The organism is Curtobacterium salicis (assembly GCF_011759505.1).
GTDB lineage: Bacteria > Actinomycetota > Actinomycetes > Actinomycetales > Microbacteriaceae > Curtobacterium > Curtobacterium salicis.
On sequence record NZ_JAAOYO010000006.1, the window covers coordinates 26,063 to 40,313 of the forward strand.

Here is a 14,251-nt window from a genome sequence, read left to right on the forward strand (position 1 = left end):
AGTCGGGGGCGGACGGTGCATGCTCGGATGCGGCCGTCGACCCGGACGGACACCGCCTCCAGGACCCCGGAGGTCCCGGACCTCGGAAGGTGAGGATGACCGACGACGACCCGCTCGGCCGCGCCGAGGACTCGACGCTCGTCGTCCGTGCCGCCGACGGTGACGTGCCGGCCTTCGCGGTCCTCGCCCGCCGCCACGGACCGCTGATGCGCGTCTACGCCGAGCAGATGCTCGGGTCGAACATCGAGTCCGACGACGTCGTGCAGGAGTCGTTCCTCGCCGGGTGGCGCCGCCTGTCCGACCTGGACACCCCCGCCCACTTCCGGCCGTGGATGATGCAGATCGTCACCCGGAAGGCCATCGACCGCCTGCGCCGTCGCCGGCACCACGACGACGTCGACGAGGTCGAACGGCCTGCCGACCCGGCACAGAGCCCGGAGCGTATCGTCGAGGCGCGGCTGCAGCTCGACGCGATGTGGGCTGCGTTGGACCGGCTCCCTGCCGACCAGCGTCGCTGCTGGTTGTTGCGGGAGACAGCCGGGTACAGCTACCAGGAGATCAGTGAGGCGCTCGAGCTGCCGGTCTCGACGGTCCGAGGGCTCCTCGCTCGGGCACGGCAGTCCCTGCTCCGGGAGATGGAGGCGTGGCGATGAGCGACGACGACCAGACCCTGCCCGCGGACTCCCTGCCGGTCGACGGTCTGCCCGATGCCGACCTCGACGGCCACACCTTCGACGAGCTCGCCGACTACCTGGACCGCGGCCGCACACCGCGTGACCCCGACATCGAGTCGTCCGCTGCCTGCCGTCTGGCCCTGTCGAACATGCAGCGCCTCCGTGAGCTGTCGGTCGGGGCCATGCAGCGTCGGGCCGACACGGACCCCGACCCGCAGCGCGAGAGCGGGTGGATCGACGGCCTGCTCGCCACGATCCGGGCCGAGATCACCTCCGGCCGCGACGTCCCCGTCAGCCACCCGGACCCGCGGCTGCGGCTCACGCTCACCGAGGCGGCGGTCCGCAACCTGGTCCGTCGTGCCGGCGACACCACCGGTGGGATCGTGATGGGACGCTGCACCCTGACCGGAGACGTCTCCACCCCGGGGACGCCGATCACCGTCGACCTGACCGCGGCCATCGCCTACGGGCAGGTCGCCGACGAGACCGCGGACCGACTGCGACGACGGGTGGCCGACGTCCTCGCCCGGCACACCGAACTCGTCATCGAACAGATCGACGTCACCTTCGACGACGTCTACGTCCCCTAGGAGCATCCGTGGCCGACGACCAGGAGCTGTCCCGCCATCTGACCGACGTCGCCCGAGCGACCGAGGGCGTCAGTCACGTCTTCCCGGCGCAGTCGCTCGTGCAGATCGCGGCGGACGCCGTCGCGGCCCAGCTCGAGATCCGCGACCCGGGCACGCTGGTGGACGTCCACCGTGGCGGCGGGGCCGTCCGGGTCACGGCCGAGGTCGCGGTCGACGGCGCCCGACCCGCGACGGAGACCGTGCGCGAGGTCGGCGAACGCATCCGCTCGGTCGTGGACGCCGAGCCCGGCCCGCGACCGGACACGATCACCGTCGTGGTCCGGCTCGTCGAGGACACCGTCGGGATCACGGCGGACGAGGTCGCGGCCGACCTGGTCTGACCCGGTCCACGGACGGCACGCGGCGACGACGTCAGGAGCGGGACCGGGGCATGAACAGGGCGAGCCCGAGCGGGATCGAGCTCAGCCCGAAGACCCACCAGAACGTGCCGGCGAACGCTCCGACCACCGCTGTCTGGGTGGCGGCACCGGCGACGAAGTGCTCGAGGACCACCGCGACGACGGTCACGCCGAAGGGTGCGCCGACACGTTGGACGATGCTGAACGCCGCGCTCCCTCGCGGGGTCTCGGCCTGACTGAGGCTCGCGAAGGCCAGGGTCATGACCGGCAGTGACGCCGCTCCCATCCCGAAGCCCTGGACGAACTGGGCGGCGAGCAGCAGGACCGTGTCGCCGCTGGCACCGGCCGTGGCGAACGGGACGATGCCGAGCATGAGCAGGACGACGCCGCCCGCCACGACGACCCGCTGGTCGACCCGGGCGAACACCTTCCGGCTGAGCACGATGAACACGATCGTGCCGAGTCCCTGCGGCACGAGCAGCAGCCCCGTCTGCAGCACGCTGACGCCGCGGACCTGCTGGTACCAGAGCGGCAGGAGGAACATCAGCGCGTACATCGAGAACCCGCCGACGAAGGTGATGACGCTGGACAGGCCGAAGCTGCGCCGGGTGAACACACGGACGTCGACCAGGGCGTGTGTCCCACGGCGGAGCGCGGTGAGGACGAACGACACGAGGAGCGCCACCCCGACCGTGAGGGGGAGCCACGCCTGCACCGCACCGAACCCCTCGGAGCCGGTGAGCTGGCTGACGCCGAAGGCGACGAGAGCGACGCTCGGGGTGAGCAGCACGAAACCGAGCAGGTCGAACCGGTGTCCGCGCTGAGCGGCCGCGGCCGGGAGGTACCGCGGTGCGAGCACGAGCGCGGCGAGGCAGATCGGGACGTTCACGAAGAACAGCCAGTGCCAGCTGATCGACTGGACGATCGAGCCGCCGATGATCGGCCCGAGGATCGGCGCGAGCTGCCCGATCAGGCCGATCGTCGCGATCGCCCGGCCGATCCGTTCGCGGCCGGCGGCACGGGTCAGGATCGTGATCGTCACGGGGAGCACCAGTCCGGCGCCGAGGCCCTGGAGCACCCGGAACACGACGAGTGACGGCAACGACCACGCCAGGCCGCACAGCAGCGAGCCGACCGTGAACAGGCCGACGGCGACCATCCACGTGGCGCGGGCACCGATCCGTTCGGAGAGCCATCCGGACACCGGGATCACCGAGACGTAGGCGAGCAGGTAGCCGGTCGCGATCCACTGCGTGTCCGCCACGGGTGCGTGGAACACGTGGTGGAGGTGGTCGAGCGCGATGTTCACGATGGTCGTGTCGAGGAGCGTCGTGAGGGCTCCGAGCACCAGCACGAGGCTGATGGCGTTGAGTCGCCGGTCGCTGACCGGGGCGGTGTCGGTGGACGGTGGGGGAGTGCTGGTCGTCGTCATGAGCGGCACACTACACCGTGCAGTGTAGTTTCCAGCAAGGCCGGTAGGCTCGGGTTCGTGGGAGCTGCCGTGCCGTCGAGACCGCTCCGCCAGGGCCAGGCGGAGAAGCGATCAGCGATCATGGCCGCAGCACGGGAGCTCTTCGTGCGGGACGGTGTCGACCGCACGAGCATGGACGCGGTCGCCGCGCGGGCCGGGGTCTCCAAGCGCACCGTGTACGACTACTACGGCGACAAGCGCGGCCTGCTCCTCGGGGTCGTGGTCGACGCCGGCGAGTCCCTGGTCGCGTCCCTCCGGACAGCCCTCGACACGCACCTCTCCGACGAGGCGGACATCGCGGACACCGCCACCCTGGAACGCGCACTCACCGAGTTCGCCGTCGAGATCGGGTCGTCGATGCTCGGCTCCTCGGACTACGCCACCACCGTCAAGCTCATCTCGGAGAACCGCACGCTGCTGCCGGAGCTGGAGCAGCACCCGCTGAGCTCCGCCCCGGAAGAAGCCCTCGCCGAGCGGATCGCACACTTCGCCGAGACCGGCCTGCTCGATGCCGACGACCCGCGGCTGGCGTCGGACCACTTCAACGCGCTCACCACCCTGCTCGCGTGGAACAACTGGATCCCGGGGGAGCCCGCGCGCGCCGAGGTCCGTGACGTCATGACGAGCGGCGTGCACGCGTTCATGCGGGCGTACGGCGCACGCTGACGCGACCGGATCGCAGGGGAACACGGCCAGGCGCTCGCGCGACCCGTTCCACGAAAGTTTTCCGATCCTCCCGTCCGCCTTGTCCCGGCCACCCGCCCGTCCGTAGCGTCGACGACGGACGCACGATGCGAGGGAGCATGCGATGACGGAGGACCGGTTGCGGGTCGCCATGGTGGGCCACGGCTTCATGGGAGCCGCGCACTCGCAGGCCTGGCGGGTCGCCCCGCGCTTCTTCCCGCTCGACCGCGAGCCCGAGATGACCGTCGTCGTCGGCCGCGACCCCGAGCGCACCGAGGCCGCCCGCGCCCGCTTCGGGTGGCAGCGTGCCGAGACCGACTGGCGCCGTGTCGTCGAGGACCCCGACATCGACGTCGTCGACGTCTGCTCACCCGGGTCCTCGCACGTCGAGGTCGCGATCGCGGCACTGGAAGCCGGCAAACACGTCCTCTGCGAGAAACCGCTCGCCAACACCGTCGCCGAGGCGGAGGCCATGGTCGCCGCCGCCGAGTCGGCCGCCGCGCGCGGGATCCGCTCGATGGTCGGCTTCAGCTACCGGCGCGTCCCCGCCCTGGCGTTCGCCCGCCAGCTCGTGCAGGCCGGCCGGATCGGCGAGGTCCGCCACGCCCGCGCGCTGTACCTGCAGGACTGGCTCACCGACGCCGACGGCCCGATGACGTGGCGACTGGACGCCTCGCTCGCCGGGTCCGGCTCGCTCGGCGACATCGGCGCACACGCCGTGGACCTCGTCGAGCACATCACGGGTGCGACGCTCGGCACTGTCAGCGGCACGCTCGAGACGTTCGTGCACGAGCGCCCGCTGCTGGCCGACGGCGTCGGCCTGTCCGGTACCGCCTCCGACCAGCGCGGACAGGTCACCGTCGACGACGCCGCCTGGTTCACCGGCCGACTGACGGGAGGCGCGGCCCGCCCCGGTGGGACCGTCGCCACGTTCGAGGCCACCCGGTACGCGACCGGGCGGAAGAACGGCCTGACGATAGAGATCAGCGGGTCCACCGGGGCGATCGCCTTCGACCTCGAGGCCATGAACGAACTCCACGTGTACGACACGAACGCGCCCGCGGGGGAGCAGGGGTTCCGTCGGGTGCTCGTCACCGAGCCGGAGCACCCGTACATGGCGAACTGGTGGCCGACCGGTCACCCGATCGGCTACGAGCACACCTTCGTCCACGAGGTCGTCGACTTCGTCACGGCGATCACCAGCGGGCAGCAGCCCGAGCCGTCTTTCGCTGTCGGGCTGCACGTGCAGGACGTCCTGGACGCCGTGCAGCGGAGCGCCGCCGACGGCAGCGCCTGGACCTCCATCCCCCGCCGATGACCTTCCCTCCCCCCGATCCGCAAGGAGCACCTCCCGTGCAACGCCAGGCACTCGTCGTCCGCGGCGGTTGGGACGGGCACATGCCCGTCGAGACCACCGAGCTGTTCATCCCCTTCCTCCGTGAGAACGGGTTCGACGTCCGCGTCGAGGAGGGCACCGCCGTCTACGCCGACCAGTCCGTGATGGACACGATCGACCTCGTCGTGCAGGTCAACACCATGTCGACCATCGCGAAGGAGGAGTTCGACGGCCTGCAGCGTGCCGTCCTCGCCGGCACCGGGATGGCCGGCTGGCACGGCGGCATCGCGGACTCGTACCGGGACAACGCCGACTACCTCCACATGATCGGCGGCCAGTTCGCCCACCATGCCGGCAAGCACCCGGACGAGCGCGTGGGGGAGCAGTCCGACAACTACATCCCGTACACGGTGCACGTCACCGACCTCGGTCGTGCGCACCCGATCATGCAGGGCATCGAGGACTTCGACCTGGTCAGCGAGCAGTACTGGGTGCTCAGTGACGAGTACGACGACGTCCTCGCCACCACCACCCAGGAGGCCCGTGCCTGGGACGCGTGGAACCGCCCTGTGACCTCGCCGGCGATCTGGACCCGGCAGTGGGGCGAGGGGCGGATCTTCGTCTCGGCACCCGGGCACCGGATCGAGATCGTCGAGTCGCAGCCGGTCCGCACGATCATCGAGCGCGGCCTGCTGTGGGCCGCCCGATGAGCGCCGGAGTCGCGGGTGACGCCGGTCCTCGTGCTGCCGCTCCGCTGCGGGTCGGGATGGTCGGCGTCGGCAACATCAGCAAGCAGTACCTCGAGCAGTTCCCGTCGCTGCCGGACCTGCGCCTCACCGCGGTCGCCGACCTCGACACCGCCCGGGCAGCAGCCGTCGCCGACGAACAGGGCGTCCAGGCGCTCGGTGTCGACGAGCTGCTGGCGTCCCCGGACGTCGACGTCGTCCTCAACCTGACGATCCCCGCCGCCCACGCCGACGTCGCCAGCCGGGCGCTCGCCGCGGGCAAGCACGTCTACGGCGAGAAGCCGCTGGCCCTCACCACCGCCGAGGCCGCTCCGGTCCTGGCCGCCGCGCAGGCCGCGGGCCTCCGGGTCGGCAGCGCCCCGGACACCGTGCTCGGCACCGGGATCCAGACCGCTCGGGCCGCGCTCGACGCCGGTCGCATCGGCACCCCGGTCGCCGCCGCGGTGTCCTGGAGTGCCCCGGGCCACGAGCTCTGGCACCCCGCACCCGGCTTCTACTACCAGCCGGGCGGTGGCCCGCTGCTCGACATGGGCCCGTACTACCTGACGAGCCTCGTCACGTTCTTCGGCTCCGTGGTGCGGGTCAGCGGCAGCACGACCCGCTCGACCCGACAGCGGACGGTCGCCACCGGGCCGAACGCCGGCCAGGTCCTGCCGGTCGACGTCGACACCCACGTCGTCGCGGTCCTGGAGCACGAGGACGGCGTCGTCTCCACGGTCACGCTGTCGTTCGAGGTGTGGGCGACCGAGGCCCCGCTGTTCGAGGTGCACGGCACCGCCGGGTCCCTGTCGGTCGCCGACCCGAACCGCTTCTCGGACCCGACCCGCATCGCGACGGCCGAGGACCGGGCGTTCCAGGAGCTCCCCGTCCTCGCGGGCCACCGCGACGCCGGGCGGGGGGTCGGTCTGGCGGACATGGCGCGGGCGATCGCCTCCGGGGAGCCGCACCGGGCCTCCGGCGACCTGGCGTTCCACGTGCTCGACGTCATGGAGTCGATCGCGACCGCGGGGCGGGAGCACGCCGTCGTCGAGGTGGCGAGTCGCGCCTCCCGGCCGGCACCGGTCCCGCTCGGGTAGCCCGCTCCGCGCCCGTCGTGTGCCAGACTTCCGTCGCTGACACTGAGGTCGGCTCAGGAGGGGAACGAGATGCACCGGAACCGGGCGCCGTTCTGGATCAGGAGCATCCGGCGCCGGCCCGCAGCCGTCGTGGTCCTCTCCGCCCTGGCCGCGCTCGCCACGGTCGTGTCGGTCCTCGCCCCGATGCTCCTCCGTGCCGTGCAGCAGACGGCGCTGGACGAGGCACTGGACCACGCTGGCGTCCCGGGGACGTCGATCGCCGCCTCCGCCGACTACGACGTCGCCCAGGAACAGCCGGCAGGGCTCGTCGCGCTCGTCCGCGACGGCGCACTGCAGAACCTCGTTCGCGGCGGGGACGGAGCAGCCCTGGCCGACGAACCCGTCGCTGTCTTCGACCGCGCGCTCCGCTGAGTGACCGGTCACCGGGTCGAGCGACGCGGCGGCCCCGCCCGGGCCGTCGTGCCGCGGGCCGCCAGGAGGTCGGCTCGCGGCGCGGACGCACGGGGTCAGTCGGCCAACGGCCAGAGCCACTCGGCTTCGAGCTCACCCTCGACGAGGTCGCCCAGCTTGCCGAAGTACTCCTGCATGTGGGGCTGCTGCACGTGGCGGGCGATGTCCGCACCGGACGACCAGCGCTCGTAGAACGCGAACGCGCCCGGCTGCTCCTTCGTGGTGTGGACCGAGTACTGCTCGTGGCCCTGCTCGGCTCGGACCGACGGGATGATCGCGCGGATCGCGTCCTCGAGTTCGCGCTCCTTGCCCGCCTTCGCGCGAGCGAACCCGTAGACGGCGACCGCCGTCGGCGAGGCCAGGACGTCGGCGGGCATCAAGCCGTCGGGGACGGTGTCTTCGGTCGTGCTCATGGTGTGTTCCTCTTCCGGTTCTTTCGTCGAGAGCGTGCGCTCGGGACGACGTCAACGCTAGGAGCACTCGCTGGCACGATCAATGCGTGATCGGACCAGGAAGATGTCCGGAAGGACCAAGCGCTGTCGGCGGAGCGATCATCCGGGCATGTGGCCGTAGGTTCGGTCCATGGACGTTCTCTCCGAGGTGCTCGACATGTCCGGTGTCCGGGGGAGCGCCGGCGCACGGATCGCGGCAGCGGGCGACTGGGGCGTCGAGTGGCTCCGGGACCGGGACGCGGTCGTGTACGCGGTCACCGCAGGCACCGCCTCCCTGGCCGTCGACGGTGAGACTCCACGGCTGCTGATGACCGGCGACGTCGTGATCCTGCCCACCGGGGCGGCGCACGCCCTGTCCAGCGCACCCGGCGTCGAAATCCACTCGTGTGACGTGGCAGCCGCGGCCGAGGCTCGTCGGCGTGGTGACGTCCTGCGCCTGGGCGACGGGGACGTGCAGACCCAGATCCTCGGCGCCTCGTACTCCCACGACGCGGCGAGCAGCACGCCCGTCTTCGCCCTCCTCCCGACGGTCGTCCACCTCCACGCGCAACAACTCGACGCCAGCGCGTCGGACATCGTCCGGCTCCTCGGACGGGAACTGGCCCGCCCCGGCCTCGCGACCGACCTCGTCCTGGACCGCCTCGTCGACGTCCTCCTCATCGAGGTCCTCCGCGTCTGGCTCGCCGCGACGCCGCAGGCCGATGCGTCATGGTGGGGAGTGCTCCGCGACCCGATCCTCCTGCGAGCCGTCACCCGGATCCACGAGGCTCCGGGGCGCCCGTGGACGACCGAAGCACTGGCACGCGAAGCCGCGACGTCGAAGCAGACCCTGGTCCGCCGCTTCTCGACGTTCGCGGGGACCACCCCCGGTGAGTACCTGACCCGCTGGCGGATGGACCTCGCCGCCCATCGCCTTCGGGACACCGACGACGCCCTCGAAGCGATCGCCGCGGACGTCGGCTACACCTCCGTCCACGCCTTCAGCCGGGCCTTCCGGCGGGAGCGTGCACTCCCGCCGGGGCGCTACCGGACGGCTGCCCGGACGGCGTGACGCACCGTCGTCACCGTTCGACGGTCGCCAGCGTCCGGCCGTGGCGAGCCGCGTCGCCCTCGGCACGGACCCGCAACTCGTCGGCCAGCTCCGTGAACTGGTCGGGGGCAGGGTTCACCCCGACGAGCGTGAACTCCCGCGTCACCACCTCGAGGTCGAGCTGCCAGACGTCCTCGAGGATGCGCCGCATCCAGGCGGTGGCGTGGTCCCATCCCTCCCGGGGCGTGCCGGCGGAGTAGTTGCCCCCCTGCACCGTGACCAGGACGGCCGGCTTGCCCGCGGTGGCGGGTGCGACGCCGGGCGCCATGCGCGGATCGGTCAGCACGAGGTCGACGTAGGACTTGAAGTGCTGCGAGACGCCGAAGTTGTAGAGCGGCACGGCGAACAGCAGCGCGTCGGCACGGGTGAGCTCGTCGGTCAGCTCGCTCGCCAGGGCGACCGCGGCAACCTGGGCGGGCGTGCGCTCGGACTCGGGTGTCGCGGACGCGGCGACGGCGTCGGCCCAGGCGTCCGCGGGCAGGGGCTCGGAGCCGACGTGGCGTCGGGTCACGGCGGAGCCCGCGTGCACGGCGCTCCACTCCGCTTCGACGATGTCGCCGAGCGCTCGGCTGGTGGAGCCGTCGGTGCGGATGCTGGCGTCCAGGCGGAACAGGGTCATGACACTCCTTCGATCGTCCCCGGGTCGGCGACCCGGGCTACAGTTACGATCAGTAACCCTGCCTGCCGGGCTCGCGTTACCGCAAACGACCCCCTGTTACCCGGCAGTGACCACGGGAGACCGGATGACGGACCAGACAGCACTGGAGCGGTTGCACGCCCGGCTCGACCAGTCCATGCCGACGATGGCCGAGCTCTGCACCGGCGAGGACCCGGACCTCTTCCGGTCGCTGCTGGCACGCATGGGCGACAAGTGGACGCTGCTGGTGATCGGCGTGCTCGGTGACGAACGCCGACGGTTCACCGAGCTCTCCGAGGTCATCCCGGGCATCTCGCGCCGGATGCTGACCGTGACCCTGCGCGCACTCGAGCGCGACGGGCTCGTGTCGCGGACGGTCCACGCCCAGGTGCCGCCCCGCGTCGACTACGAGCTCACCGACCTCGGACGGTCGCTCCAGCACGTGGCCCTGGAGCTCGCCGACTGGGTGCGGGAACACCAGCGGACGCTCGCCGGCAACCGGCAGGCCTTCGACGGCGACGGCGACCGCGACGACAGCGGTCGATGACGACGCCTCGGGACGTCCGCGGGTGGGACCCGCCTCCTCACCCCGCGACGTCCGTCCCGCCGTCGTGACCCGGTGACGCGGGCGCGGCATGCGACGACCCGCTCGTCCGGTCGCTCCGCGCCGGGTCGGTGGCGGGACCGCTGAACAGGTTGACGACGTTGCCGTCGGGGTCGCGGACCAGTGCGGAGCGGTTGCCCCACGGCATCGTGGCCGGTTCGAGGACGACGTCCTCGCTCTCGACCTGCAGGTCGGCGACGGCGCGGTCGACGTCGGCGACCTCGAACTCGATGAACACCGACCGGTTCGTCGCCGGGACGAGGGCGCCGCCCAGCATGGCGACGGTCGCGGTGCTGGCGATCGCGAGGTTCGCGCCCGGCCCACTGAACTGCGCGAAGACCGGCGCGGGGCGCTCGGCCTGCTGCCCGGTGACCTGCTCGTAGAAGGCGACGAGGCCGTCGAGATCGTCGGTGACGATGCGGATGGATGCGAACGACATGTGGTTCCTCCGGTGTGCTGGTGTGTGGTGAGGGCATCAGCTTCACGGAGCGTCGCGACACCGTCCTGTCGGTGTTCCCCGAGAACGGTCCCGGCGACGGATCAGTCGTCCATGACGGACCGCAGCCGTCCGTACGGGATCGCGAGTTCCTCTGGTCGGAGGGAGCGCTTCGGGGGTCGTTCGTCCGTGACCTCGACGGAGAGCATCCGATCTCCCCGGAACGCCCGTACTCCGTCACGCAGTCGGCACCAGGCGATCAGGTACCACTGCCCCTCCTTCCCGATGGACCCCAGTGGTTCGACGTCCCGGACCGAGTCCGCCCCGTCGGCGTCCTGGTAGCGGAGCCGCACGACACGGTCCGATCGGAGGGCCGCCGCGAACGCCGTCGGCACGACGACGTCGTCCTCGCCCTCGAGGAAGTGCACCCGCGACGCGAGTGCACTGGCACGTGCCGCGTCCCCGTCGGGCATGACCGCGAGCACCTTCCGGGCAGCCGTCCGGGCCGACTGCCGGAACGGGCTGTGCCGGAGCCCGCCGAGTCCGATCAGCACCGCGAGGGCCTCGTCCAGCGTGAACCCCGCGGGGCCGAGCGTCGCCGACGCGTCGATGACGTACCCGCCGGTCCGGCCGGGCTCCGCCCAGATCGGCAGGCCCGACTGCTGCAACGCGGCGAGGTCCCGCTCGATGGTCCGGACCGACACCTCGAACCGTTCCGCGAGGCGACGAGCGCTCCGCGGTCGCGGCGACACGGCACGCAACTCCTCGACGAGGCCGTACAGACGATCCGTTCGGTTCACGCACTCATCATCCGCCAGGTCGCGGCTCTGCGAGGCTCGCGTCCAGCGACACGGCTCGGGCCGGCAGGAGCGCGTCCTGTCGCTTGAGGCGAATCCGGGAGGCGCGTGGCGCGGAACCGGGAGGCGCGTGGCGGAGCCGGGAGGCGCGTGGCGCGCTCCATTTGTTGGCATCGCAGACAAATGCTTGCGCGAAGCGCTTCGACGCTGTTAGCGTCGCCGTCGCGAGCTGATCGAAGCGCTTCACAAGCGCCGCGGTGAGCCGCGCAGGGCACGGCGCAGACAGGCACGAGGAGGTGCGGGCATGGTGACGATCCACGAGGTGGCGAAGGCCGCCGGCGTCTCGATCTCGACCGTCTCGTACGCCCTCTCCGGCAAGCGCAGCATCTCCGCCACGACCCGTGCACGCATCGACCAGGCCGTCGCCGAGCTCGACTACCGACCGAACGCCGGCGCCCGCATGCTCGCCGGCGCACGCACGAACATCCTGGCCCTGTCCGCCCCGATCCGGGAGGACGCGCACCTGCCCACGCACATGCGCTTCGTCACCGCGGTGGTCGAGGCGGCGCGGGCCCACGACGACGACGTCCTGCTCCTCGCTCGCGACGACGAGGTCACCGGCATCCGGCGCGTGGTCGACAGCTCGCTGGTCGACGGGGTCGTCGTGCTCGGGGTCTCGACGGACGACGAGCGCGCCGAGGTCGTGCGTCGTTCGGGTGCGGCGGCCGCGTTCGTCGGCGTGCCGGGTGACACCACGGGCCTGACCTGCATCGACCTGGACTTCGCGGAGGCCGGCCGTGCGTCGGTCCGCGAACTCGCCGCCGCCGGACACCGCAGCATCGGCGTGATCGGCCACCCCGCCACCTACGTCGAACGGCACACCGGCTTCATCCGCCGCTTCGCCGACGCGTTCGAGGACGAGTGCCGGGCAGCCGGCGTCGCGACCCTGGCGCTGTACCCGTCCCTCGACCGTGCCGACCAGCGTGCTGCGGCCGACGAGCTGCTCGCCGGCCTGCCGGACATGACCGCGCTCGTGTTCCACTGCAACGAGCCCGTCGTCGAGGCCGTCCTCGCCCACCTGGTGGCACGGGGTGTCCGCGTCCCCGAGGACGTGTCGGTCGTCGCCGCCTGTGCGAGCTACGACACCGACCGGCTCGAGATCCCCCTGTCCACCATCCCCCTCCCGCTCGAGGAGATGTGTCGCGGCGCCGTGGAGGACGCCGTCCGTCAGGTCGACGGAGCCCGTGAACCGGGCGTCACACTCCTCCGACCGCGGTTCATCGACCGCGGGTCCATCCGGCCGGTGCACTGACCGGCTCCGAACGGCCAGCGTCCTCGTCGGTCCATCGTCGAAGCGCTTCGACCGTTCGATCCCGCCCCGAAAAACCCTACAAGGAAGTAGCGACATGAAGAAGTCACGCCTGCTCGGCGCACTCGCCGGGCTCGCCGCGACCGCCGTCGTCCTGACCGGCTGTTCCGCCGGCGGGAGCGCCGACGACCGCAGCAACGAGGACGGCAAGACCCTGAAGCTCTGGCACTTCGAGTCCGAGGACTCCGCCATGGGCAAGGCCTGGAAGGAGTCCATCAAGGTCTTCGAGAAGGAGACCGGCGCCAAGGTCGAGTTCCAGGAGAAGAGCTTCGAGCAGATCCGGAAGACGGCCAGCCAGTCGCTCAACTCCGACCAGGCCCCGGACCTCATCGAGTACAACAAGGGCAACGCGACCGCCGGCCTGCTCGCCAGCCAGGGCCTCCTCAGCCCGCTCGACGACGCGGTGGAGAAGTACGGGTGGGACGACAAGCTCGCCAAGTCCCTGCAGACGACCGCCCGCTACGACGACAAGGGCGTGATGGGCTCCGGCTCCTGGTACGGCGTGCCCGACTACGGCGAGTACGTGGAGTTCTACTACAACAAGGACCTGTTCGAGAAGTACGGCGTCGAGGTGCCCAAGACCCAGGCCGACCTCGAGAAGGCCATGGCCACGTTCGAGTCGAAGGGCGTGACGCCGCTCGCCGAGTCCGCCGCCGAGTACCCCCTCGGTCAGCTCTGGTACCAGCTCGCCCTGTCCAAGGCGGACCGCAGCTGGGTGGACGACTACCAGCTGTACAAGAACCCGGTCGACTTCTCCGACGAGCAGATCTCGTACGCCACGAAGACGATCAAGGACTGGACCGACAAGGGCTACATCTCCGGCGACGCCACGGGCATGAAAGCCGAGGACGCGGGCACCGCCTTCATCAGCGGCAAGTACCCGATGTTCTTCTCCGGCTCGTGGTGGTACGGCCGGTTCACCACCGAGATGCAGCAGGACTGGGGCACGTTCCTCTACCCCGGCGCCGAGATGTCCCCGGGTTCCTCGGGCAACCTCTGGGTCGTCCCCACGAAGGCGAAGAACAAGACCCTCGCCGAGAAGTTCATCGACATCACGCTCCGTCCCGACATGCAGGCGATCATCGGCAACAACGGTGGCGTCCCGGTCGCGGCGGAGGAGTCGGACATCACGGACGCGAAGAGCAAGGAGCTCATCGCCAACTTCAACACGCTGACCGGACGTGACGGTCTCGGGTACTACCCCGACTGGCCCACCTCGACGTTCTACGACCAGCTGAACGCCGGTCTGCAGAGCGTGCTCAACGGCAGCAGCTCGCCGAAGCAGGTCAACGAGGAGCTCGGTCAGCAGTACGCCGACGGCGTGAAGGCCGTCACCGGCTGACCCGGCCACCCCGGCCGACCCGGGAGGCACGGTGCGCGTCCGACCCGCACCGCGCCTCCCGGCCCCCTCACCACCCACTCCCCGGAAGGGAAGCCCGAC

General features: G+C 71.2%; 17 protein-coding genes. 12 read left to right on the forward strand and 5 right to left on the reverse strand.

All coding sequences use genetic code 11. From position 1 onward, the window contains the following. The first annotated feature begins 95 nt into the window (after positions 1–95). Genes E9228_RS16450 through E9228_RS16460 form a run of 3 tightly spaced genes read left to right on the forward strand, consistent with a single transcriptional unit; the run spans position 96 to position 1,644 of the window. A complete protein-coding gene (locus E9228_RS16450; RefSeq protein ID WP_166781629.1) occupies positions 96–653 on the forward strand; it encodes an RNA polymerase sigma factor in 558 nt (185 codons plus the stop codon). Then, positions 650–1,264 (forward strand): Asp23/Gls24 family envelope stress response protein, encoded by a 615-nt coding sequence (locus E9228_RS16455; protein WP_166781630.1) that lies wholly within the window; start codon positions 650–652, stop codon positions 1,262–1,264. The genes E9228_RS16450 and E9228_RS16455 overlap by 4 nt, the downstream gene beginning before the upstream one ends. 8 nt (positions 1,265–1,272) lie before the next feature. After that, the gene (locus tag E9228_RS16460; RefSeq protein WP_166781631.1) at positions 1,273–1,644 is read left to right on the forward strand and encodes a hypothetical protein; all 372 of its coding nucleotides are present in this window, start codon (positions 1,273–1,275) and stop codon (positions 1,642–1,644) included. Positions 1,645–1,675: 31 nt separating this feature from the next. On the opposite strand, the gene E9228_RS16465 is transcribed toward E9228_RS16460, so the two are convergent. Next, a complete protein-coding gene (locus tag E9228_RS16465; protein ID WP_166781632.1) occupies positions 1,676–3,094 on the reverse strand; it encodes an MDR family MFS transporter in 1,419 nt (472 codons plus the stop codon). A 69-nt stretch (positions 3,095–3,163) separates the two neighbouring features. On the opposite strand from E9228_RS16465, the gene E9228_RS16470 reads away from it, so the two are divergent. From E9228_RS16470 to E9228_RS16490, 5 genes are all read left to right on the forward strand, one after another. Further along, positions 3,164–3,799 carry a TetR family transcriptional regulator gene (locus E9228_RS16470; protein ID WP_166781633.1) on the forward strand — a complete coding sequence of 212 codons (636 nt, stop codon included), beginning with the start codon at positions 3,164–3,166 and terminating at the stop codon, positions 3,797–3,799. Positions 3,800–3,941: 142 nt separating this feature from the next. Continuing rightward, positions 3,942–5,135: a Gfo/Idh/MocA family protein gene (locus E9228_RS16475; RefSeq protein ID WP_166781634.1), complete on the forward strand. Its 1,194-nt coding sequence runs from the start codon at positions 3,942–3,944 to the stop codon at positions 5,133–5,135. Between the two features lie 80 nt (positions 5,136–5,215). Further along, positions 5,216–5,863, forward strand: coding sequence for a ThuA domain-containing protein (locus tag E9228_RS16480; protein WP_252728541.1), 648 nt, complete (start codon positions 5,216–5,218; stop codon positions 5,861–5,863). Then, positions 5,860–6,975 (forward strand): Gfo/Idh/MocA family protein, encoded by a 1,116-nt coding sequence (locus tag E9228_RS16485; protein WP_166781636.1) that lies wholly within the window; start codon positions 5,860–5,862, stop codon positions 6,973–6,975. Before E9228_RS16480 ends, E9228_RS16485 begins: the two co-directional genes overlap by 4 nt. A 69-nt stretch (positions 6,976–7,044) precedes the next feature. Next, entirely contained in the window at positions 7,045–7,386 is a 342-nt protein-coding gene (locus E9228_RS16490) for a hypothetical protein (RefSeq protein WP_166781637.1), read from the forward strand. A 95-nt stretch (positions 7,387–7,481) separates the two neighbouring features. Here E9228_RS16490 and E9228_RS16495 read toward each other — a convergent pair whose 3' ends face one another. Next, on the reverse strand, positions 7,482–7,838 hold the full coding sequence (locus E9228_RS16495; RefSeq protein WP_166781638.1) for a putative quinol monooxygenase: 357 nt from the start codon (positions 7,836–7,838) through the stop codon (positions 7,482–7,484). A 169-nt stretch (positions 7,839–8,007) separates the two neighbouring features. Here E9228_RS16495 and E9228_RS16500 point away from each other — a divergent pair, with 169 nt between their 5' ends. Then, positions 8,008–8,928, forward strand: coding sequence for an AraC family transcriptional regulator (locus tag E9228_RS16500; protein WP_166781639.1), 921 nt, complete (start codon positions 8,008–8,010; stop codon positions 8,926–8,928). A 10-nt stretch (positions 8,929–8,938) separates the two neighbouring features. On the opposite strand, the gene E9228_RS16505 is transcribed toward E9228_RS16500, so the two are convergent. Continuing rightward, positions 8,939–9,586: an FMN-dependent NADH-azoreductase gene (locus E9228_RS16505; RefSeq protein WP_166781640.1), complete on the reverse strand. Its 648-nt coding sequence runs from the start codon at positions 9,584–9,586 to the stop codon at positions 8,939–8,941. 124 nt (positions 9,587–9,710) lie between these two features. Between E9228_RS16505 and E9228_RS16510 the strand changes: the two genes are divergently transcribed. After that, entirely contained in the window at positions 9,711–10,151 is a 441-nt protein-coding gene (locus E9228_RS16510) for a winged helix-turn-helix transcriptional regulator (RefSeq protein ID WP_252728510.1), read from the forward strand. A gap of 37 nt (positions 10,152–10,188) precedes the next feature. On the opposite strand, the gene E9228_RS16515 is transcribed toward E9228_RS16510, so the two are convergent. Continuing rightward, complete coding sequence (locus E9228_RS16515) at positions 10,189–10,647, reverse strand: VOC family protein (RefSeq protein WP_166781641.1); 459 nt, start codon at positions 10,645–10,647, stop codon at positions 10,189–10,191. Positions 10,648–10,748: 101 nt separating this feature from the next. Then, the gene (locus E9228_RS16520; RefSeq protein WP_166781642.1) at positions 10,749–11,444 is read right to left on the reverse strand and encodes a WYL domain-containing protein; all 696 of its coding nucleotides are present in this window, start codon (positions 11,442–11,444) and stop codon (positions 10,749–10,751) included. Positions 11,445–11,745: 301 nt separating this feature from the next. Here E9228_RS16520 and E9228_RS16525 point away from each other — a divergent pair, with 301 nt between their 5' ends. Together E9228_RS16525 and E9228_RS16530 are read left to right on the forward strand one after the other, a co-directional pair. Next, complete coding sequence (locus tag E9228_RS16525; protein ID WP_166781643.1) at positions 11,746–12,753, forward strand: LacI family DNA-binding transcriptional regulator; 1,008 nt, start codon at positions 11,746–11,748, stop codon at positions 12,751–12,753. 94 nt (positions 12,754–12,847) lie between these two features. Further along, positions 12,848–14,152, forward strand: coding sequence for an ABC transporter substrate-binding protein (locus E9228_RS16530; RefSeq protein WP_166781644.1), 1,305 nt, complete (start codon positions 12,848–12,850; stop codon positions 14,150–14,152). Positions 14,153–14,251 lie beyond the last annotated feature (99 nt).